At 65.5% G+C, this 21,319-nt stretch carries 22 protein-coding genes; 17 read left to right on the top strand and 5 right to left on the bottom strand.

Annotated elements, in window-relative coordinates:
- On the bottom strand, positions 1-483 hold the full coding sequence (locus E3T43_RS12435; RefSeq protein WP_092448738.1) for an Lrp/AsnC family transcriptional regulator: 483 nt from the start codon (positions 481-483) through the stop codon (positions 1-3).
- Positions 484-606: 123 nt separating this feature from the next.
- On the opposite strand from E3T43_RS12435, the gene E3T43_RS12430 reads away from it, so the two are divergent.
- The 8 genes from E3T43_RS12430 to E3T43_RS12395 all read left to right on the top strand — a co-directional run bounded on the left by E3T43_RS12430 (position 607) and on the right by E3T43_RS12395 (position 10,254).
- The gene (locus tag E3T43_RS12430; RefSeq protein ID WP_134441183.1) at positions 607-2,043 is read left to right on the top strand and encodes a gamma-aminobutyraldehyde dehydrogenase; all 1,437 of its coding nucleotides are present in this window, start codon (positions 607-609) and stop codon (positions 2,041-2,043) included.
- Between the two features lie 107 nt (positions 2,044-2,150).
- Positions 2,151-2,954: a PP2C family serine/threonine-protein phosphatase gene (locus E3T43_RS12425; protein WP_134472644.1), complete on the top strand. Its 804-nt coding sequence runs from the start codon at positions 2,151-2,153 to the stop codon at positions 2,952-2,954.
- A gap of 236 nt (positions 2,955-3,190) precedes the next feature.
- On the top strand, positions 3,191-5,149 hold the full coding sequence (locus tag E3T43_RS12420) for an HNH endonuclease signature motif containing protein (protein ID WP_134472643.1): 1,959 nt from the start codon (positions 3,191-3,193) through the stop codon (positions 5,147-5,149).
- A 164-nt stretch (positions 5,150-5,313) separates the two neighbouring features.
- Positions 5,314-5,697, top strand: coding sequence for a PadR family transcriptional regulator (locus tag E3T43_RS12415; RefSeq protein WP_134472642.1), 384 nt, complete (start codon positions 5,314-5,316; stop codon positions 5,695-5,697).
- Complete coding sequence (locus E3T43_RS12410) at positions 5,694-6,227, top strand: hypothetical protein (RefSeq protein WP_134472641.1); 534 nt, start codon at positions 5,694-5,696, stop codon at positions 6,225-6,227. The genes E3T43_RS12415 and E3T43_RS12410 overlap by 4 nt, the downstream gene beginning before the upstream one ends.
- Before the next feature lie 23 nt (positions 6,228-6,250).
- Positions 6,251-6,604, top strand: a complete 354-nt coding sequence (locus E3T43_RS12405; protein WP_134472640.1) for a zinc ribbon domain-containing protein YjdM — start codon at positions 6,251-6,253, stop codon at positions 6,602-6,604.
- Between the two features lie 11 nt (positions 6,605-6,615).
- Positions 6,616-7,191, top strand: a complete 576-nt coding sequence (locus E3T43_RS12400) for an FHA domain-containing protein (RefSeq protein ID WP_241978961.1) — start codon at positions 6,616-6,618, stop codon at positions 7,189-7,191.
- A 108-nt stretch (positions 7,192-7,299) separates the two neighbouring features.
- Positions 7,300-10,254: an FtsK/SpoIIIE domain-containing protein gene (locus E3T43_RS12395; protein WP_134472639.1), complete on the top strand. Its 2,955-nt coding sequence runs from the start codon at positions 7,300-7,302 to the stop codon at positions 10,252-10,254.
- Here the strand turns inward: E3T43_RS12395 and ald are convergent.
- A complete protein-coding gene (gene ald, locus E3T43_RS12390; RefSeq protein WP_134472638.1) occupies positions 10,251-11,366 on the bottom strand; it encodes an alanine dehydrogenase in 1,116 nt (371 codons plus the stop codon). The two genes, E3T43_RS12395 and ald, sit on opposite strands and share 4 nt — an antisense overlap.
- A 220-nt stretch (positions 11,367-11,586) precedes the next feature.
- Here ald and E3T43_RS12385 point away from each other — a divergent pair, with 220 nt between their 5' ends.
- From E3T43_RS12385 to E3T43_RS12370, 4 genes are read left to right on the top strand one after another with little or no spacing between them, the layout of a single operon-like run.
- Positions 11,587-12,801 carry a PotD/PotF family extracellular solute-binding protein gene (locus tag E3T43_RS12385; protein WP_134472637.1) on the top strand — a complete coding sequence of 405 codons (1,215 nt, stop codon included), beginning with the start codon at positions 11,587-11,589 and terminating at the stop codon, positions 12,799-12,801.
- Positions 12,801-14,000, top strand: coding sequence for an ABC transporter ATP-binding protein (locus tag E3T43_RS12380; protein WP_104131312.1), 1,200 nt, complete (start codon positions 12,801-12,803; stop codon positions 13,998-14,000). The genes E3T43_RS12385 and E3T43_RS12380 overlap by 1 nt, the downstream gene beginning before the upstream one ends.
- Before the next feature lies 1 nt (position 14,001).
- Positions 14,002-14,919 carry an ABC transporter permease gene (locus tag E3T43_RS12375; RefSeq protein ID WP_134472636.1) on the top strand — a complete coding sequence of 306 codons (918 nt, stop codon included), beginning with the start codon at positions 14,002-14,004 and terminating at the stop codon, positions 14,917-14,919.
- Positions 14,916-15,722, top strand: coding sequence for an ABC transporter permease (locus E3T43_RS12370; protein ID WP_174843073.1), 807 nt, complete (start codon positions 14,916-14,918; stop codon positions 15,720-15,722). Before E3T43_RS12375 ends, E3T43_RS12370 begins: the two co-directional genes overlap by 4 nt.
- Here the strand turns inward: E3T43_RS12370 and E3T43_RS12365 are convergent.
- Positions 15,719-16,102: an FAD-dependent oxidoreductase gene (locus E3T43_RS12365; RefSeq protein ID WP_198414359.1), complete on the bottom strand. Its 384-nt coding sequence runs from the start codon at positions 16,100-16,102 to the stop codon at positions 15,719-15,721. The two genes, E3T43_RS12370 and E3T43_RS12365, sit on opposite strands and share 4 nt — an antisense overlap.
- On the opposite strand from E3T43_RS12365, the gene E3T43_RS19045 reads away from it, so the two are divergent.
- On the top strand, positions 16,049-16,276 hold the full coding sequence (locus tag E3T43_RS19045) for a hypothetical protein (RefSeq protein ID WP_198414366.1): 228 nt from the start codon (positions 16,049-16,051) through the stop codon (positions 16,274-16,276). The two genes, E3T43_RS12365 and E3T43_RS19045, sit on opposite strands and share 54 nt — an antisense overlap.
- Entirely contained in the window at positions 16,273-16,620 is a 348-nt protein-coding gene (locus tag E3T43_RS12360) for an FAD-binding protein (RefSeq protein ID WP_241978966.1), read from the top strand. The genes E3T43_RS19045 and E3T43_RS12360 overlap by 4 nt, the downstream gene beginning before the upstream one ends.
- Here E3T43_RS12360 and E3T43_RS12355 read toward each other — a convergent pair.
- Both E3T43_RS12355 and gabT read right to left on the bottom strand, forming a co-directional pair.
- A complete protein-coding gene (locus E3T43_RS12355; protein ID WP_134472633.1) occupies positions 16,611-17,627 on the bottom strand; it encodes an asparaginase in 1,017 nt (338 codons plus the stop codon). The genes E3T43_RS12360 and E3T43_RS12355 overlap by 10 nt on opposite strands.
- On the bottom strand, positions 17,608-18,975 hold the full coding sequence (gene gabT, locus E3T43_RS12350; RefSeq protein WP_134472632.1) for a 4-aminobutyrate--2-oxoglutarate transaminase: 1,368 nt from the start codon (positions 18,973-18,975) through the stop codon (positions 17,608-17,610). Before gabT ends, E3T43_RS12355 begins: the two co-directional genes overlap by 20 nt.
- Positions 18,976-19,068: 93 nt before the next feature.
- Here gabT and E3T43_RS12345 point away from each other — a divergent pair, with 93 nt between their 5' ends.
- The 3 genes from E3T43_RS12345 to E3T43_RS12335 all read left to right on the top strand — a co-directional run bounded on the left by E3T43_RS12345 (position 19,069) and on the right by E3T43_RS12335 (position 21,234).
- A complete protein-coding gene (locus E3T43_RS12345) occupies positions 19,069-19,548 on the top strand; it encodes an OsmC family protein (RefSeq protein WP_134472631.1) in 480 nt (159 codons plus the stop codon).
- 196 nt (positions 19,549-19,744) lie between these two features.
- A complete protein-coding gene (locus E3T43_RS12340) occupies positions 19,745-20,104 on the top strand; it encodes a PadR family transcriptional regulator (RefSeq protein ID WP_134472630.1) in 360 nt (119 codons plus the stop codon).
- Entirely contained in the window at positions 20,101-21,234 is a 1,134-nt protein-coding gene (locus E3T43_RS12335; RefSeq protein ID WP_134472629.1) for a hypothetical protein, read from the top strand. Before E3T43_RS12340 ends, E3T43_RS12335 begins: the two co-directional genes overlap by 4 nt.
- Positions 21,235-21,319: the final 85 nt, after the last annotated feature.

The raw sequence follows: 21,319 nt of genomic DNA, 5'->3' as shown, positions 1-21,319 counted from the left end.
TTACCGTGTTCCCCAGTTATAGAACTGTTTGTGGAGTTTGAGATAAACGAAGGTCTCGGTGGAGAGAACCCCATCGAGGTTGCGGATCTTGGAGTTGAGCAGTTCAAGTAATTCGTCGTCGTCTTCGCAGACGACCTCGGCGAGAATGTCAAAAGTGCCGGCCGTGAGTACGACATAGTCGACGGCGTCAATGGCTGCGAGCTGTTCGGCGAGAATGCGGGTGTCGGCCGAGGCTCGAATTCCGATCATCGCCTGGCGAAAGAAGCCCAGCTGCATCGGGTCGGTTACGGCGACAACCTGCATGACGCCGGAATCGGTGAGCTTTTGCACCCGCTGCCGCACGGCTGCCTCGCTGAGGCCGACAGCTTTGCCGATCTCCGCGTACGACCGGCGTCCGTCGACCTGCAGTTGTTCGATGATCTTCTTCGATACATCGTCGAGCTGGGCCGGCTTGGGCGGGTGACCACGCCTTTGTCCATTCATGCATCGATTGTGTCAGTCGAAATGCACTTCAGCAAGCGAATCCGTAGCAGTCTTCGCAAAAAACTGCGGATTTCATTTGTGAATCTGGGTGTGCTTCAAACCGAAATCGATACACTGGGCCGCATGAGCGCCCCCGAACTACGCAACTTCATCAATGGCCAGCACTCCGAGTCGACGTCGACGGAACGGTTTGACCTGATCGATCCGGCGACCGAATCGGTCTATGCCTCGAGCCCGGTCTCGAACGCGACCGACGTCGATGCTGCCTACCGCGCCGCGGCATCCGCTTTCGAAATTTGGGGCGAAACGACCCCGGCGGTCCGGCAGCTCGCACTGTTTCGCATAGCGGATGCGGTGGAGGCGCGTGCCGAGGAATTCGCCGACGCCGAGTCGCTCGACACTGGCAAGCCACGTTCGACCCTCGTCGACGACGAGATTCTGCTCTCGGTCGATCAGATTCGGTTCTTCGCCGGAGCCGCCCGCAATCTGGAGGGCCGTGCGGCCGGCGAGTATCTGACCGACCACACCTCCTTCATTCGCCGCGAACCGATCGGTGTCGTCGGTCAGGTCACGCCTTGGAACTACCCGCTGAACATGGCGGTCTGGAAATTCGCGCCCGCGCTCGCCGCCGGCAATACGACCGTGCTCAAGCCCTCCGACACGACGCCGAGCGCGACCCTGCTGCTCGCCGAGATCGCCGCGGAGTTCCTGCCGAAGGGAGTGCTCAACGTAATCACCGGTGACCGCACGACCGGTGCGGCCATGATCGACCACAAAACTCCCCAGCTGGTATCGATCACCGGATCTGTGCGGGCCGGTATGGCCGTCGCCGAAGCTGCCTCACACGATCTCAAACGGGTCCACCTCGAACTCGGTGGCAAGGCACCGGTGATCGTCTTCGACGATGCCGACATCGAGCTCGCCGTGGCCGGCATCGTCGCCGCCGGCTTCTTCAACGCCGGCCAGGACTGCACCGCTGCGACCCGGCTGCTCGTCCAGGGCGGCATTCACGACGAATTCGTCGCCGCGCTCACCGCCTACGCCAGAGAGAACGCGCGCACTGGAGCTCCCAGCGCACAGGGAATCCTGTTCGGCCCGGTGAATAACGTCAACCAGCTCGCGCAGGTCTCCGGTTTCGTCGACCGGCTGCCCGACCACGCCGTACTCGAACTCGGCGGTCATCGCGTCGGCCAGGCCGGCTATTTTCACGAAGCGACCATCGTGAGCGGACTGCTGCAGACCGACGAGGCCGTGCAGCAAGAGATTTTCGGCCCGATGATGACCGTGCAGCGCTTCACCGACGAGGCCGAGGCGCTGCGCTGGGCGAACGACGTGCAGTATGGTCTCGCGTCGTCGGTCTGGACCCGGGACCACGGTCGGGCGATGCGCTTTGCCAAGCACCTTGACTTCGGTTGCGTCTGGATCAACACCCACATACCGATCGTGGCGGAGATGCCGCACGGCGGTTTCAAGCACTCCGGGTACGGCAAGGACCTCTCGATGTATGGCTTCGAGGACTACACCCGGATCAAGCATGTGATGAGCTACATCGGACATTAGGTGCGGTACGGTGCCACCGGACGGTGCCGTTATTATGGTGCAAGTCCTTCGGTGAACGTTGGAACGGCGGGGCCGGCTTCGCGCCCCACACTCGGAAGGCACTACCCGTGACCCAGATTGGTCAAGGTTCGACCGAATTTCGTGTCGAACTGCCCAGCGTTGGAACGTCGTTGACGCTGGCGTGGGCTGCCCTGACGGACGTTGGTCATCGCCGGGAGGTCAACGAAGACAGCCTGCTCGCCGCGCCACCGCTGTTCGCCGTCGCCGACGGTATGGGGGGGCATTCGGCCGGCGATGTCGCCAGTGCCGCCGTCGTCACCAGGCTGGCAGAGCTGTCCGGAACGCTCGTAGCCGAGGCCGGTTCGATTGACCGCGCCCTCGTGCTGGCCGTCGAGGATATGGCGCAGGGTGTCGGAGTCACCGACCAGGGCACCGGAACAACGGTGACCGGGGTTGCACTGGCCCTGGTTTCGGATGCCGTCAGTTGGATCGTCTTCAACATCGGCGACTCCCGGGTTTATCAGTTGTCCAACGGTGTACTCGAGCAGGTCACCAACGACCACTCGGTCGTGCAGGAACTCGTCGATGCGGGGCGCATTACCCGCGAAGAGGCCGACGTGCACCCGCACGGCAATATCATCACCCGGGCGGTCGGCTTTCACGAACCGCCTATTCCCGACTATCGCATTCTGCCGATCCAGGCCGGCATGCGCATCCTGGTCTGCTCAGACGGGCTCACCAAGGAACTGACCTCGTACGGTATTCGTCATTTTTTGCTCGAAAAGAAGCTGGCAGCGGATGCCGTCTCAGCGATGGTCGTCGCGGCCCTCGAAAACGGTGGCCGCGACAACGTCACCGCGATCGTGGTCGACGTGCTGGCGGTCGACCCCTACGAGGCACCCACGGACTAATTGCCCCGCGTTGGGGCTTCTAAGCGATCTTTTGTGGGTGCCGGAGCGTGCCGTCCCTAACGTGGCCTGTTTGTGCAACGCGACTCTTGCCGTTGGTCGAGCTTGCCGAGACCGCCATGGACTGGTCTGAGCCGGTCTCGAGAACGCGCGGTTTGCCCGAATGCATATTCGCACAGACATCCAAACATATCTGAGAAACCCTCGACTCTGGGGCATGGTTTTGGTACACTTCTTCTATGAGCCAGAGCGGCGATACCCCCCAGCCGGGCCGTGTCGATCCATTCTTCGCATCTCACGGCTACCCGCCGTCCACACCCGAAGAGCGCGCCGAGTTCGAGGTGTTCTGGGCGCAGTGCCAGGCCGATTGGCGGTGTGAAATTGCCGAGGGGCTCGGACAATTCGCCCCGTACGAGGTCACCGACCCGGTCGATCTGGAACCGGTCAACCCGGCACCAGTGAGCCCGGCATCAGTGAGCCCGACACCGGTGAGCCCGGCGGCTGACCGCCCGGAGTTGATTGACGGCCCGACCATTCCGGTCGGCTTGGACCTGACCGAGGTGTTCGCCGCGGTGCCGCCCGAGAACCTCTTCGATGAGGACCTCCGCGAAGCGTTCCTGTATACGAACTACCTCGCGGACAACTACCTCCCGGTCGATTTCATCCCGGACGAATGCACTGCTGGCGGATGCACCACTGACGGATGCACCGCTGACGAGCGTCACACTGACCCTGCCGACGCTGACCCTGCTGAGGCTGACCCGACTGAGGCTGACCCGGCTGACGCTGACCCGACTGACGCTGACCCGGACCAACCCGACCCGGCCGACGACAGCCCCGCAGAGGTGCTGAGTCCGTTCCAGCGGCACCAGGCGCAGTTCGTCGACCGAGTGCTCTACCTCGAGAAAGTCATCGCTTGGGCGCAGGCGAGTAAGGCTGAGGTCTTGACTGAGGCGTGGGAGTACACCACCAACAGTGCCGAGACCGGCCGTCCGCAGGCCGGTCCGCAACATGAGCATGACTGGGATGCGACCTTCGCCGCCCAGCAGGGCCTGGTCGCCGAAATGGCCTGTGCGCTGCGCATCCCGGCCGGCACCGCCTCCGGCCTGTTGCGGGAGAGCCGGGTGCTGGTCGAATCCCGGCCCGAGACCCTCGACGCGCTCCGCACCGGAGAGATCTCCCTGCGGCACGCCCGCCAGGTGCTCGACCAGCTCGATTCCGTCTCCGAGCCCGCCCGGGCCGAGTTGGAGGCGGTGTTGCTGCCGCACGCTCGTAAACTCACTCCGGCGCAGTTCGACGGTAAGGCTCGCAAGCTGCGGGAGCGGTTCCACCCCGACAGCATCACCGTTCGCCGCACCCGGTGCCTGGCCGACCGCAAGGTGCAGTTCTTCCCCGACAAGGACGGCATGGCCACCCTCTGGCTGCGCGCGGCCGGCGACGACCTGCAAGGCGTCTATACCCGGGTCACCGATGCGGCGATCAGTCTGCAGGGCCCCGACGAGCCCCGCACCCTCAGCCAGTTGCGCGCCGACGTCGCCATTGACCTGCTCCAGCAGGGCGTCACCGGCAGCGGCCTCGGCGCTGGCCTCACCGCCAACGTCAACATCACCGTCCCCGTCCTGACCCTGATGGGTCAGAGTGAGGAACCCGCCGAGCTCGAAGGGTACGGCCCGATCGATCCGGAGACGGCCCGCCGGCTGGCTGGGACGGCGACGAGTTTCCTGCGCGTCCTCACTCACCCGCACACCGGCATCGTCCTCGACGTCAGCTCCACCCCGTTCCGCGTGCCCGCCGCGCTGAAGAAATACCTGCGCCTACGCGATGGAACCTGCCGGTTCCCCGGCTGCAACCGCTCCGCCGGCCATTCTGACCTCGACCACACCATCGATAAACAATTCGGTGGCCCCACCACCGCCACCAACCTCCACTTCCTCTCTCCCGCCCACCACAACCTGAAGCACTTCTCCGATTGGAAAGCCGTCGCCGATCCCGACGGCACCGTGCACTGGACCAGCCCCGCCGGCAAACACTACGCCACCGACCCCGCCACCCGCATCAACCGACACCTGCAGCAAACCGAAACGCCACCACCGGCACCATCCCCACCAGAACCGCCAGCCCCACCACCGCCCGACCCCTGGAACACTCCCTCGAACACCGACTGGAACACCGACGACACCGACCCGCCACCGTTCTGACCGCTGAGCGGCGTGACTGACCATGCTTCGCGGCGGCGGCGGCGGCGGCATCGGCCTCGGTCTCAACCTCATGCAAGTCTGCAAACACATCCGTCCTGCACATGTACATTGCTGGCGTGCACCGCTATTAGGTATTGCCTACTACCAGTCCTAGGGTAGTAGTCATGACGCACACACCGAACACGCCGGCCTTGCCGCAAGACGCGCAGTCCTTGCGCGGGGTGCTGCCCATGCTAATCCTGAGCCAACTGCGTCTGGCTGAGTCGTACGGCTATGAACTCGTGGTGCGGCTGCAGAACATTGGGCTCAGCGACCTCTCGACCGGCACGGTCTACCCGGTATTGTCGCGGCTCGAGCAGGACGGCTCGCTCACCAGTCGCCTGGTGGCGTCCACGGCTGGCCCGGCCCGCAAGTACTACTCACTCAGCCCGGCCGGGGATGCAACTCTCGAGCTGGCGACGGCACGATGGCATGCCCTCATTGCCATCGTGCAGACCGGCCTGACTGCCACCCTCGCAGAAGAACCACTCCGAGAGGATCAGAAATGAACACCCAAACCACCGAGACCCGATCCACGTTCGGAGTCTGGCGTCGCCGGGAGTCCTACCTGTTCCGGCTCGACCTCTGGCTTGAAGAACGCGTGTCCTTGCGCGAACGTCGATCGATTCTGCGGGAGATTCGCGACAATATCAAAGCGGATGCCGCCGCCCGCGGCATCGACACCGCGCTCGACTCGCTCGGCTCACCCCGCGCCCTGGCCCGAAGCTTCGCCGAAGACGGCCGCGGGAACCGGCCATCCTGGAATCGGGCAATCTACTGGTTCACCGGCCTGCTGATGCTCTGGTGGACCCTAGCCTTCGTTTACACGGCCGGCATGCTGTCGGCCCTGATCTCCAGCGGAGCGGAGTCGGCCGAGTCCTACTTCCTCGGGCTGCCGGTATCGGCTTTCAACCGTGAGTCCGGCATCGGCATCGGCTGGGAAGCCTCCTCTGCCGTTGCCTACATTCCGCTGATGGTCATGGTCGTTGCCGCCATCATCGCCGGGCGGCTGTGGCGGGTGCGGATCGGTCGCCGATAGCCGGCCCAGGGCAGTCGCGTATTATGGAACGAGTGAATGAGACCCTGCCTCCGTGCCCTGAATGCTCCAGCGACCTGACCTACGAGATGGGCGCCCTGCTGGTTTGCCCGCTCTGCGCCCACGAATGGTCGAATGAACTGGTTGAAGAAGAGCAGGAAGCCGTCGTCAAGGACGCCTTCGGCACCATCCTGACCGACGGCGACACCGTGTCGATCATCAAAGACCTCAAGGTCAAGGGTCAGGCACTGTCGATCAAGGTCGGCACCAAGGTGCGCAACATCCGCTTGGTCGACCCGGTCGACGGCCACGACATCGACTGCAAGGTCGACGGTTTCGGTTTCATGCAGCTCAAGTCCAGCGTGGTCAAGAAGGTTTAAGTGAGCCGGTCGTGACGTGTCAGATTTGCGGTGCCTGGCTGCCGGTTGGTGCCATGTTCTGCGGCGAGTGCGGTAGCTCCCGATCGGCCACCGTGGAATCCCGCAAGCGCCCGGATCCGCGCCCGAACGACACGACCATCATCGCGCGCCTCCCGCACAAGGCCGCGATCATCTCCGTTCCGATTCCCGCACTCGTGCCCGTGCCGGTGCGCGCGGCCGCCGTGACGAACGTCCCCCCCTCAGCATCGACGCTGCCGAGCAGCGCGACCTTCGTTTTGACCTTCAGCACCGGTCAGAAAGTGTCCGTGCAGGGGTCGGGCCTAATCGGGCGCAAGCCCCTGCCGCAACCCGACGAGATCTTCGACGACCTCATTCGGGTAGCGGATGCTGACCGCTCGGTCTCCAAGACTCACCTCGAGTTCGGCCAGCACGACGGCGAATTCTGGGTCAGCGACCGGGTCTCCGGCAATGGCACCGTCATTCGCCGGCCCGGCGAAACGGCCGAGCCGCTCGAACCGGGCCGACGCTACGTACTGCCGCGCGGCACGCGAGTCGAGATCGCCGACCACTCATTCACCGTCGCCTGAACCGTTAGCCGCGGCGGGTCACTCCTCCACCGGTGACCCGGACGCAGATTACGCACGGATGGCTCTCGCACTGCCCACGCGGAGCTGACTCTCTGCTCTGATGGTCCTGTGTCGACCGTTGACGAGAACCTCAGCCTGCCGCCAGCGTCGACCGCGCCGCCACCGGCCGGATTTCCGCTTCTCGCCACCGTGGCGCCACTGGCTGCCGCCGGCCTGATCTGGTCGATCACCGGGTCAGCGTTCGCGCTGATCTTCGCCGTACTCAGCCCGCTCATCGCGGTCGCCAGCATGGTCGACGCGCGGCGCGCCGGGCGCAAACGCCGCCGGACCGAAACCGCCGCACAGGCCGAGGCCGTCACGGTGCTTCGGCTGGCGATCACCGAACGCCAGGTCCGCTGGCGGGAGTCCGCCTGGCAGCAGACTCCCTCGGCCAGGGACATCGTGCTCGGCCGGGCCGCTGCCGCGCGCTGGAGACAAACGGATGCCACGCTCGTCACCCTGGGCTGTGGGCCGGCCCCGAGTGGCATACGGCTGGGCGGGGCGACCTCCCCGAACGACCATCGAGAACTTCGGGACTGGGCCGCGACCATCAACGACGCTCCGATCGTCGTCGACCTGATGCACGGACTCGGCATCGTCGGTGCTGCGCCCCTTCCCGAAGCCCTGGCTCGGGCGGTGCTCGTACAACTGTGCTTTGCGCTGCCGCCGACCGACGTCGGCTTGGATCTGAACCCCGGCCCCGGGTGGGAGTGGGCAGCCGCGTTTCCACACGACGACGTGTCACCAGCGGCTCGGCGCATCGTGCTGCATCAGGCGACGGCGGGAACGCCTGCCCGCACCGCGCGCGATCTCGGCCAGGGGCGACTGTTGGTCGCCGTTGCAACCCGGCTCGACGATCTGCCGCCGGGTTGCGGAACCGTCGTGCGGGTGATCGGTCCCGGCCGAGCGCAGCTGATCCGATCGCCGAATCGGGCGCCGGCCATCGATTTCTTCCCGGAACTGCTGACCCGGGCCGCGGCGGCCGACTTTGCGGTGGCGCTCGCCCGGCAGGCAAGAGATGCCGGCCTCGTCACTTCGGCCGGGGCGATCCCGGTCGGCGTTACCCTGACCGACCTGCTCGCCGTAACCGCCGCCGCCGACCCGGCCTCGGTCACCCCGACCGGCCTGGGTTGCGTGATCGGAGTCGGACCCGCAGGGCCGGTGCACATCGATCTGGTGCGAGCCGGACCGCACGCCATCGTGGGCGGCACGACCGGCAGCGGCAAGAGTGAGCTCCTGACGACCTGGGTGGCGTCCCTGGCCGCAGCCCATTCAGCCGACCAGGTGAATTTCTTACTCGTTGATTTCAAGGGCGGTGCCGCGTTTGCGCCCCTCGGCAGGCTTCCGCACTGCGTCGGGCTCATCACCGACCTCGATTCCCAGACGGCTGCCCGCGCCCTGGCCAGTCTGGGGGCCGAACTGCGCTTTCGAGAGCGGATGCTCAGCACGGCTGGCGCGCGGGATCTGACCGAACTCGAGCATCCGCTGCCCCGGCTGGTCATCGTTGTCGATGAATTCGCGACCATGCTGGGGGCCTTTCCGGAGCTGCACGCCCTGTTCGTCGACATCGCTGCGCGCGGGCGGTCGCTCGGAGTGCACCTGATTCTGTGCACTCAACGACCGGCCGGGGTGGTGCGTGATGCCCTGATGGCCAACTGCAGTCTGCATCTGTCTCTGCGGGTCAACAACCGGGCTGACAGCCAGGCCCTGGTCGGAACGGATGCTGCGGCCACCCTGGATCCGAATCAACCCGGCCGGTGCGTGATCGCCACCGATACCGTCGAGCCCGTGCTCTGCCAGGTCGCCTCCACCGGAGAAAGCGACATTCTGAAGATTGCGGCGCGTTTCTCTGGCGGCACCGCACCGCGGCGCCCGTGGATGGATGCGCTTCCGACGCTGGTGACCGAGGCCGATCTGCGCCGGATCGCCGGCGAGGGTGCTCCGGCTCCCGGCTACCCCCTCGGGCTGCTGGACGAACCCGACAGTCAGCGGTACCGGGTGTTCGCCTACGCTCCCGAGCTCGATGGCCACCTACTCGTCGTGGGCGGGTCCGGCTCGGGCAAGTCCACGCTGCTGTGCCACCTCGCTCGGGTGGCTGAATGTCCGGGTGATGCCCCGGTTGCCGTGGAACGAGTGAGCGCTGATGTCGAGGTGACCTGGGACGCACTGGAACGGGTGAGCGCGCGCATAGAAAGCGGGCAGCAGACCGCCGCGCTGCCGCGACTGTTGCTGCTCGACGACTTCGATTCGGTCTTGGCGCGCTGGCAGCCGGATCATCGACTTGCCGCCGCCGATCTGCTCACCGGGTTGCTGCGCGACGGCCCTGCCGCCGGCGTGCACCTCGTCGTCGCCGTGCAGCGGCTGACCAGCACGGTTCCCGGACTCGCCTCACTCTGCCCGAGCACACTGCTGCTTAAGCTCCCCAGCGTGCAGGATCACCTCGCCGCGGGTGGATTGTCGGCCAACTACCACGCCACCCTGCCAGCCGGCGGGGGAGTCTGGCACAACACCCGCGTGCAACTGCTGGCGCCGTTGCCGTTGCAGCTCACCCCGCTCGCCCGGTCGACCGCACAGCTGCCCGAACACGGCCCGCTGCTCGTCGTATCGTCATCTCCGGCGCGCTCCGCCGCGCGACTGCGCGCTGTGCTGGGGGTGCCGGTGGTGGAGCTGGCGGGAACGACCACGCCGGCAGCATCCGCTCTGATCAGCGTCGAAACCGGTCAAACGGATGCCCCCGGCCGGCTGGTCGTCGTCGGTGATGCGGAAACGTGGCAGGCGCACTGGACCCTGCTGACCCGGCTGCGTGGCCAGACTGCCGGCGGCCGGGCCAGCATCGTCTTCGATCGGTGCGGCCTGTCGGATTTTCGAATGGTCAGCCACAGCCGTCAGTTGCCGCCGCCGCTGGCTCCCGGGCGCGGACGAGTGTGGGTCCTGCACCCCGACGGCGACCTGACCCGGGCGATCCTGCCGGAACCGGACGGCGGCCAGGCGAGCGGCCAGGCGAGCGGCCAAGTGAGCAGCTAGAGGAGCACCTCGGCGAGCGGCCGGTGCGTCATTCCGTGGGCGAGCGCGACCGGGGCGCTGATCAGGCGGCCGCCGAACACGTTGAGTCCCTGCGCCAGCGCGGCATCGGCGCGGAGCGCGTTCAGCCAGCCGAGCGTCGCGAGGGCCCGCACATACGGCAGCGTCGCATTCGTCAGGGCATAGGTCGAGGTGTGGGGCACAGCGCCGGGCATATTGGCGACACAGTAGAACAGGGATCGGTGCACGGTGAAGGTGGGGTCGGCGTGCGTGGTCGGATGGCTGTCGGCAAAGCAGCCGCCCTGGTCAACGGCGATGTCCACGAGCACGCTGCCCGATTTCATGCGTGACACCAGCTCGTTGCTGACCAGCTTGGGTGCCTTCGCGCCGGGAATGAGCACCGAACCGATCACCATATCGGCCTCCATGACAGCTTTGTCGATCTCGAAGCTGTTCGAGGCGATGGTCTTGACCCGGCCGAAGTGCAGGGCGTCGATCTCACGCAGCCGAAACAGATTCGTATCGAGCACGGTCACCTCCGCGCCGAGGCCGAGCGATACCTGCATCGCAGCGGTACCGGCGACACCGCCGCCCAGCACGGCGATCTTGGCCGGATGCGTGCCGGGAACGCCAGGAACCAGCAGGCCGGGGCCACCGTTCGGTTTGAGCATGGCATTGGCACCCACAATCGGTGCGAGTCGACCGGCGACCTCGCTCATGGGCGCGAGCAGCGGAAGCGCGCGGGAGGGCAACTGCACAGTTTCGTAGGCGATCGCGGTGACCTGACTCGCGAGCAGGGCCCGCGTCAGGTCGGGTTCGGCGGCGAGGTGCAGGTAGGTGAACAGCACCAGATCGGCCCGAAAATAGCCGTATTCGCTCGCTACCGGTTCTTTCACCTTGAGCAGGAGATCGGCGGCCGCCCAGACGCTCGCGGCGTCCGGCAGAATCGTCGCACCGGCCGAGCGATACTGCTCATCGTGGATCGAGGACCCCACCCCGGCACCGGCCTGAACCATCACTTCGTGACCGTGCGACACCAGGTCGTGCACCCCTGCCGGGGTGATCGCGACCCGAAATTCATTATTCTTGATCTCGGTGGGAACTGCGATTCTCATGGTGTTCCTCTCTCGCTCCTGACCACCACCCTAGTCTCGGTGAACCGACGATTTCGCGGGCGAGTGTTGCAAGTATGTGCTGATTTCGTGACAAATCGGTTCCAAAATCAATGTTTTGAACACTTTTAGGTGTAATTACCGCCGATATGTGCAACTATCGACCAACTCGCAACGTCGTGAGCCTTGACCGTGTGCGTGCCCAGAATGCTAGGAGAACCAGATGAAGTCCAAGCCGCTGCCCGCTGATCCCATGATCCGCCAGCTCATTCGTCAGGCGCAGAACTCGCAACTGGGTCGTCGAACGCTGCTGGCCGGGGCCGGGGCCGGTGCCACCGCGCTCGCGCTCGCCGCGTGTTCCTCCGGCGCCACGGCCAAACCCACCGCCGCGGCCGACACTTCGGCCACCGACAAGTCCATCCGCTGGGATAACTGGGCGCTCTATATTGATGTGGACGACGCCGGCAGCTACCCAACGCTTGCGGGGTTCAAAGCTCAGACCGGCATTTCGGTCAAGTACACCGAGGCCGTCGACGACAACAACTCCTACTACGGCAAAGTCAAGGACCAGCTCGCCCTCGGCCAGGACATCGGTGCCGATGTCGCGTGCCTGACCGACTGGATGGTCAGCCGCATGATCCGATTCGGCTACACCCAGGAACTCGATCACGCCAACATTCCCAACCTGGCCAATCTGCTGCCGTCGCTGCAGGACGTCGACTTCGACCCGGGGCGGGCCATGAGTGTGCCGTGGCAGGGTGGCTTCGCCGGCCTGGCCTGGAACAAGGAGAAGTATCCCCAGGGACTCAAATCGGTCGAAGACCTCTGGGCGCCCGACCTGAAGGGGCGCGTCGGTGTGCTCTCCGAAATGCGCGACACGATGGGCCTGATCATGCTCGACCAGGGCGTTGACATCTCCGGCGACTGGGGCGAAGACGAGTTCACCGCGGCCATCGACGAATTCAAGAAGCAGGTCTCCGACGGTCAGATCCGAAACATCAAGGGCAACTCTTACAAGGAAGACCTCGCCAACGAAGACACCCTCGCCGCCATCGTCTGGTCCGGCGACATTGTGCAGCTCAACGCCGAAAACGGCGACAAATGGGGCTTCATCGTTCCTGAGAAAGGTGGCACCCTCTGGAACGACAACTTCGTTGTGCCGATCGGCTCGCCCGCCAAGAAGAGCGTGGAAGAGCTGATTAACTACTACTACGACCCGGCCGTTGCCGCCGAGGTCGCCGCCTACGTCAACTACATCACCCCGGTCGCCGGTGCCAAGGAAGCCATGATGGCCATCGACCCGGCGTTGGCTGAAGACCCGCTGATCTTTCCCGACGATGCCACCCTCGCCAACGCCTACGTTTTCCGCGGTCTCGACGGCACCGAAGAGCAGACGTTCAACGCCCAGTTCCAAGCGATCCTGCTGGGCGCAGCCTGATGGCCGTCGGTGCGTTCGCCGATCGTGGTGCTGACCTGGAACTGGTCGGCATTGAAAAACGTTTCCCCGGGTTCACCGCCATTGAAAATCTCAACCTCACCATTCCGGCCGGATCGTTCTTCGCGCTGCTGGGCCCCTCCGGCTGCGGAAAAACGACGACCCTCCGCCTCGTCGCCGGACTGGAAGAACCGACCAGCGGCCGCATCCTGATCGGGGGAACGGATGTGACGAATCAGAAATCCTTCCAGCGTCCGGTCAACACCGTGTTCCAGAGCTATGCGCTGTTTCCGCACATGACCGTGCTGGAGAACGTCGCCTTCGGGCTGCGCCGACGCAAAATCGAAGGCCCCGTGGCCAAGGCGCACGAGGCGCTGCTCCTGGTGGAGCTCGACCACCTCGCCCACCGTAAACCGCAGCAGCTGTCCGGCGGGCAGCAGCAGCGCGTGGCGCTGGCCCGCGCGATCGTCAACCGGCCGGCCCTGCTCCTGCTCGATGAGCCGCTCGGCGCCCTCGATCTCAAACTGCGGCGTCAGATGCAGCTCGAGTTGAAAACCATCCAGGAAGAGGTTGGCCTGACCTTTCTGCACGTGACCCACGACCAGGAGGAGGCCATGACCATGGCCGACACCATCGCGGTCATGAACAAGGGCCGAATCGAGCAGATGGGTGAGCCGCAGCAGCTCTACGAACTGCCCAAGACCGCGTTCGTCGCTAACTTTCTCGGCCAGTCCAACCTGTTCACAGGTCCGGTCGTTGGCACCACGAGCACCGCCATCGCCGTCGACGTCTCCGGGCAGAAGATCGTGGTGCCGCTGGAGCGAGCGCACCGAGTGTCGGGCGAAGTCACCATCGGAGTGCGTCCCGAGAAACTCACCCTGCACGCTGAAGCACCGCTCCAGGACCCCGGCCGCAACGTGATGGGCCCCGGCCGGGTCATCGATGTGTCGTTCAGCGGGGTCAGCACGCAGTACCTGGTCGATGTGCCGGGTGTCGGCACCCTGGTGGTATTCGCCCAGAACATGGCTTTCGGCCCGGCCGCGCACGTTGGTGCCACCTGTTGGCTCAGCTGGAACGTCGACCACGGCTTCGGTCTCGACGACGATCCCGCCCAGAGTCCGAGATTCGAAGCCGACCTCGACACCAAGACAATCGCCCAGCAGCGTCGGTCATCGCTGCTCACGGAGCTCGAGGAGGCCTGAGATGGCCTTTGCCGCATTCTCATCCACGACCGCGCCGTCCGCCGATCCGGGCGCCAGGCGCCGCAGCCCGGTAGCCTTGTTTCTGCTGCTGCCGGGCATCCTCTATCTGGTGCTGTTCTTTCTCACCCCGTTGGTGTCGCTGCTGCTGACCTCGTTCCAGGCGCCGCGGGAGTTCGGTGATATCGGCCAGTACGACTACGCCTTCCGCTGGCAGAATTACGTCGAAGTGGTCACGACCTACTGGCCGCACATTGTACGTTCGTTCAGTTACGCGCTCGCGGCGACGTTCTTCGCGCTGCTGATCAGCTACCCGCTGGCCTACTTCATCGGGGTCAAGGCGCGAAGATGGCCGCTGCTGCAGAGCCTCATGCTCGTTCTCGTGATCGCGCCGTTCTTCATCAGCTTTCTGCTGCGCACCCTGGCCTGGAAGCAGCTGTTCTCCGATGAGTCTTTCGTGGTTCAGTCGCTCAAGGCCCTGTCGCTGCTGGCACCGGAAGCGCACGTGACCGGCACCGCGTTTTCGGTGATCTTCGGTCTCACCTACAACTTCATCCCGTTCATGACCCTGCCGCTCTACACGACCCTGGAGCGGCTTGACGTGCGCTACCTCGAGGCCGGCAGCGACCTGTACGCGAGCCCGTTCCACGTTTTCCGCAAGGTCACCATCCCGCTGTCGATGCCCGGTATCGTCGCGGGCACCCTGCTCACCTTCATTCCGGCGGCGGGCGACTATATCAATGCCAGCCGGGACTTTCTCGGCGGTACCGGCACCCAGATGATGGGCAACGTGATCGAAGCCAACTTTCTGGTGCTGCAGAACTTTCCGGCAGCCGCGGCCCTGTCGATCATTCTGATGACCGTGATCCTGGTGATCGTCAGCATCTACGTCAAACGATCCGGAACGGAGGAGCTGCTGTGAAACTCTCCCTCGGCAAATGGTTGCTGCCCGTTTACAGCGCCCTGGCCCTGCTGTTCCTGATGATTCCGATCGGGTACACCTTCGTCTACTCCTTCAACGACTCGCTCAAGTCGAACATCACCTGGCAAGGCTTCACCTTCGACAAGTGGCTGAACGTCTGCAATGTGCAGAACGGAGCCGTCTGTCAGGCCTTCGGCAATAGCCTGTTTATCGGGGCTGTCGCCACCATTATTGCGACCACGCTCGGCACCATGATCGCGATCGCCATCGTGCGCTACCGGTTCAAGTTTCGGTCGCAGACCAGCCTCCTGCTGTTTCTGCCGATGGCGACCCCGGAGGTCGTGCTCGGTGCCGGACTGGCCGCACAGTTCTTGTCGGTCGGGGTGCCGAAGGACATGCTGACGATCATTCTCGCGCACACCATGTTCTGCATCAGTTTCGTGGTGGTCACGGTCAAGGCCCGGGTTGCGAGCCTCGACCCGGCGCTCGAAGAGGCCGGTCGCGACCTCTACGGTTCGGCCGCGCAGGTGTTCGCCCGCATCACCTTTCCGCTGCTGCTGCCAGGTATTCTCGCGGCCGCTCTGCTGTCGTTCGCCCTGTCCTTCGATGACTTCATCATCACGAACTTCAACTCCGGCGCGGTGTCGACCTTTCCGAAATACATCTACATTTCGGCGGCCCGCGGCATCCCGGCTGAGGCCAACGTGCTCGCCTCGGCCGTGTTCATCATTGCCATCGTCGTGGTCGTGACGGTGCAGGTGACGGGAGCGGCCAAGGCGCGGCGCCTGGCCAGGCTCAGCTAGTCGCGAGGGCGCAGGCCTTGGCGGCGGAGCTCCGGCGCCAGCTCGAGCGCCTCGGCCGGGGACAGCCGGCGCGGTGCGGGCAGCGCGCCGAGCGGCGTGTGCGCTCCCAGGCCGACCGCCGCGCTGGCACCCTGCTCCGGCACTACCATCGGGCCGAGCGGTAACACCATCGGGAGTGGATGCACCGGGTGCGGCGCCGTGCGGGTCAGCAGGATGCCGCGTTCGACGGCGCATTCCCTGGCCACCAGGAGCTGGCCGTTGGCGAGGTAGCGCCGCCCCCTGTGCTCCAGCTTGGAACTCCAGCGTGACGTGCCGAAGGCCAGGTCGTGCGCGGCGACGGTCACGACGGTGAGCCCACGCGTCGCCGCATTGAGGGCCATCCCGGCCCCGGTGACGCCGAGGCCGACGACGAGCAGGTCGACGACCCGGCCGTCAGCCGCTTCGGCCAGTTCGCGCTCGCGGCCGGATTCCCTGCGCGGTGCGTCTGCCGGGCAATGATCTGCGCGGAGGTTTCCTCTCAGCTCTGCTCGACATCGTCGGCGCCAGCAGCGTGACGATCGACGCTGAGGCTCGGGTATGGCACACCGGCGGCAAGTCCACCCCCGATCTGATTCGGCTGCGCTCCGGAGACGGGAGCGCTGCCCCGGACGCCATCGTGACTGTGGGCAGTCACGAGCAGGTGCTCAAGATCATCACGCTGTGCTCGCAGCATCGAATAGCCCTGGTTCCGTTCGGCGGCGGCAGCTCGGTGGTCGGCGGCCTGGGCGTGGTCCCGGTCGGTCCGGTCGATGCCTACGCTGACGGCGACCGGATCGGGCCGCTTCCGGTCGGGGTGTTCGTGCGGCCGGGCGCCCTCAACGTGATTGCGCCCGATCGTTCCGAACCCGGTCAGACGTAGCTGGCGCGAATTTCCCCGACCGGCCGGCCACCACCGGTGACGGTGAGTCCGAGCTCGGGCAGTAACTCATCGACATCCGCTCGCTTGATGGCACCGGCGTCGGCGAGCAGACCTACGGCGACGGTCGCTGCGGCGCGCAGGTTACCGTCCAGAATCTTCAGCGCCACGGTGGTGCCGTTTTCGGCGGCGGCCACCATGATGCCCTCGGCACCGCCCTTCACGAACAGGCCGAGCCGGTCGATGACGATGCTGTCGGAGTGCCCGGGGCCGGCCACAACCCACCCGTTGGCACGCACTGCTTCGGCCAGAAAACCGGCCTCACGGTAGATCGCAAACGGCGAGTTGGACTTGCTCGTGGCGATGCGGGCGATGCCGCGAGCCAGGCCGGTAAGCGAAATGGAGTGCACGGGCGCGCCGCAGCCATCAACGCCCGAGACCAGCGGACGTTCGCCGGTGAACCGTTCGAGCACGTCGAGAATGCGTTTTTGCAGCGGATGCTCCGGCTGCAGATAACCCTCGATCGCCCAGCCGTTCTGCTGGCAGGCGACGAGCATCGCCGCGTGCTTGCCCGAGCATTCCATGTATACCGGAGCCTTGCCGGCTCCGAGTCGCACCAGGGCGTCCCGCGCGGCGGAGTCGATCGGCCAGGCGGCCGGGCAGGCGAGCGCCGTTTCGGGTACTCCGGCCCGGCTGAGCAGCCCGCGCACCAGTGCGACGTGTTCTGGCGTACCGATGTGACTCGCGGTCGCGATCGCAGCATCCGCTCCCCGCAGGGCGACGCCGCTCGCCATGACCGCGACAGCCTGGAAGGGTTTCATCGCCGAGCGCGGAAAGACCGGGCTGGCGACATCGCCGAGGGCACGCAGCACCTCACCGTTGGTACCGAGCACGATCGCCGAACCGGCATGCCGGGATTCGACGAACCCGCTGCGTTCGACGACGGCGAGTTCGACGGAATCGTTGACCGTGAAGGTTTCAGTGGTCACGTTAGAGTGCGGCGATCGCATCGTCGATCACCGAGAGGGCGTCGATGATGAGCGCATCGGACAGCGCGAGGCTCGGCAGGAACCGCAGCACGTTGCCGTAGGTGCCGGCTGTGAGCAGCAGCACGCCGTGCTGGCTCGCGTAGGCGGAGATGGCGGTCACCGCAGCGGCGTTCGGGGCCTTCGTCGTGTCGCCGGTACCGGGCTGCACGAGTTCGATCGCCATCATGGCGCCGCGGCCGCGAATTTCGCCGATGATGTCGTACTTGTTCTTCAGTGCGGTCAGGCCAGCGGTGAGGGACTTTTCGATGCGCTGCGCCTCGGCCAGCAGGTTGTTCGCCTTGATCGCGTCGAACACGGCGATCGCCGCAGCACAGGAGACGGGGTTGCCGCCAAAGGTGCCGCCGAGCCCGCCGGGCTGGGAGGCGTCCATGATCTCGGCGCGGCCGGTGACGGCGGCGAGCGGAAAGCCGCCGGCGATGCCCTTGGCGGTGAGTACGAGGTCGGGGATCCAGCCGAAGTGCTCGCTCGCGTAGTACTTGCCCGAGCGGGCCATGCCGCTCTGAATTTCATCGGCGATCATGACGACACCGTTGGCGGTGCACCAGTCCTGGAGCGCGGGCAGGTAGCCATCCGCTGGCACCATGAATCCGCCCTCGCCCTGAATGGGTTCGACGACCAGGCAGGCCAGATCGGATGCCCCGATCACCTTGTCGAGGTAGGCGATGGTGCGAGCAGCCGCTTCAGCGCCGGACAGACCGTCGTGATACGGGTAGGAGCTCGGTGCGTGGTAGACGTCGCTGGCGAGCGGGCCGTAGCCGGTGGCGTACGGCATGGCCTTGTAATTCATGGCCATGGTCAGCACGGTACGGCCGTGGTAGGCGTGGTCGAGCACCGCGACGGCACGACGGCCGGTGTACTTGCGGGCGATCTTCACGCCGTTCTCAACGGCTTCCGCGCCGGAGTTGATGAGCACGCTCTTCTTGGCGAAGTCACCGGGAGTGTGCTCGGCGAGCAGCTCGGCGACGCGAACGTATTCTTCGTACGGCGTGACGGTGAACAGAGTATGGATGAAGTCTTGGGACTGTTCGACGGCGGCCGCGACGACACTGGTCTCGGTGTGGCCGATCGTGGTCACACCGATGCCGGCGCCGAGGTCGATGAACTGGTTGCCGTCCACGTCGACCAGAATCGCACCGTTGGCCTTGGCAATGTAGACGGGCAGCATGGAACTGACCCCGTCGGAGACGACCGCCCGACGCCGCTCATGCAACGCCGCCGAGATCGGACCGGGGATAGCCGTGACGATCTTTCGTTCCTGCGTGACAGAGTACGCGGTGGCGGTGGCAGAGTTTGTGAGGGTGTCAGTCATGATTCCCCTACTGTACCTAATAGTGCTGTACCGACCATGGGCGCGGTGTTCCTGAGTTCGCCTGCAAGAATCTTTGAGAGCAAGGGGAGAAGCATGAACGGAGTGCACGAATATGCGGTGCGGGTTGAGTGGACCGGCAATCGCGGTACCGGAACCAGCCACTACAGGGCCTATGGACGTGACCATCTGATTTCACCGGCCGGTCGGGCATCCGCTGAGAAGGTGCCGATTCTGGGCTCGTCCGACCCGACCTTCCACGGTGACAACGACCGGTGGAATCCGGAAGAGCTGCTGCTCGCGGCGCTCAGCCAGTGCCACCTCCTGTCGTATCTGCACGTGGCAGTCCGCAACGGAGTCACGGTGACGGCGTATACGGATGCCCCGGTCGGCACCATGGAACAGGTGGCCGGCGGCGGCCACTTCACGGCGGTCACCCTGCGGCCCCGAGTGACCATTACCGACCCGGAACAGGTGGAGTTCGCGCAGTCGCTGCACGCCGAGGCCGCCCGCGAATGCTTCATTGCGGCGTCGGTGAACTTTCCGGTCGGGCACGAGCCGGTCACGGTCGCCTGAGGGCTTTTGGCGTCGCCGAGCCGTGAGTTTGAGGCGATTTCAGCGCTGAAATGGCCTCAAACTCACGGCTCGGTGGTTGAAACTCACGGCTCGGCCGGGGACCGAGATTCTGCATGGAACGGTACTGCGGTTTGCGTAGTAGTGTGGGATCCGTTGAAGGCCTGCGTGTGCGCCTCGACCGATGAAGGAGCTACCGATGGATACCACCCAACTACTGAAGGGGGTGCTCGATATGGCCGTCCTGGCCGTGATCGTCGACGACGACGGCTACGGCTATGACATTGTGCGTCGGTTGCGCGCCGCCGGACTCGATGAGGTCGGTGACGCGTCGGTCTACGGCACCCTGCGCCGGCTGTACAGCGCCGGGGCGCTGTCGAGCTATGTCGTGCCGTCGGACGGCGGGCCGCACCGCAAGTACTACGCAATGAACGCGAACGGCCGGGCCATGCTCGCCGAACAGCGCTCGAACTGGACGCACTTCGCAAATACCCTCACCCAGTTGCTCGAGAAGCCGCAACCCACCGCCCACCTGCGCCCGATCGGTGACAACACATGAGCGAAACAATTACGACTCCCCAGTCCATTCGTGAGTTCGCCGCGGCCGTGCGATCGGCACTGAGCGACCTGCCGGCCGACGATGTCGATGACCTCACCGACGGCCTCGAGGCCGACCTCACGGAGCAGGCCGCCGACGTCGATGCCGGCGATGCGGCTGCGCCCAACGTCGATCTCGGCGATCCGGTCGCCTATGCCGACGAGTTGCGCGGCGCTGCCGGGCTTCCGGTGCGGGGAACGGCGCCCGAAGTTCGGGTGCCGCGGCTTGGCCGGCTGCGCATCCGGATCGGTGAGGCGCGGGCTGGCGCGGTGCGGCGCATCCGCTCGAGTGTCGCCGGTGCGGCGCTGCTCGACTTTCTGCTGGTGTTGCGCCCCGTGTGGTGGGTGCTGCGCGGCTGGGTTGTTTATGCGGTCGTCGCAGTCCTCGCAGGCGGCGGGATCAGCACGGTGCCGACCGACCCGTTGCGGTGGGTCGTGCTCGCGGCCTTCGTGATTCTGAGTGTGCAGTGGGGTCGTGGCCGGTGGCTGCCTTGGCGCTGGCTTCCCCGTTTTCGTACCCTGGTCAGCGTGTGCGCGGTGCTCGTCCTGCCGATCGTGCTGTTGGCCACGGCGCACAATGCCGGAGCGCAGAACAGTGCGTGCGTGGACTACAACCCGGCGCCAACGCCGGGACTGATGCAGAACGGCCAGGGAGTGACCAACGTGTTCGCCTATGACGCCGACGGCCAGCCGCTCACCGACGTGCAGTTGTTCGACCAGGACGGCCGCGCGCTCAACGTGGTCAACGACCCGGTCAATACCAACTACCTGACCCAGTTTGATGCCGCCGGCGACAAGGATATGGTCATGCCGAGCCTGCTGGTGCCGGGCGGCGGAGGCTGGAATGTGTTCCCACTGCGGCTGGTGACCTCCGACGATGTCGACTACACCTACGACCATCTCGGGCAGGCCTACCAAGCGGATGCCGCGCCCGCGCCGTTCCCGTTCGCCCAGGTGCGGCCGCTGGTCGAACTTCCGGCGGTGGGGGAGCCTTCGCCCACGCCGGCACCCGCGTTATCGCCGGAACCGACAGCCGCGCCCACGCTGTCGCCGGGACCGACGGCATCCGCTGCGCCGACGGCCGAACAATGATGCGCCGGTCCGAGGTACAGACCGTCATCAGCCCGTCGGCCGTCGACCTGCCGCCCACCCAGTCCGTTGACATAACTGCGTGGGC

Source organism: Cryobacterium sp. Hh7, from assembly GCF_004403155.1.
In the GTDB taxonomy this organism is placed as follows: Bacteria; Actinomycetota; Actinomycetes; order Actinomycetales; family Microbacteriaceae; genus Cryobacterium; species Cryobacterium levicorallinum.
The sequence above is the reverse complement of the archived record's forward strand: the minus strand, read 5'-3'. Positions and strand labels throughout refer to the sequence as shown.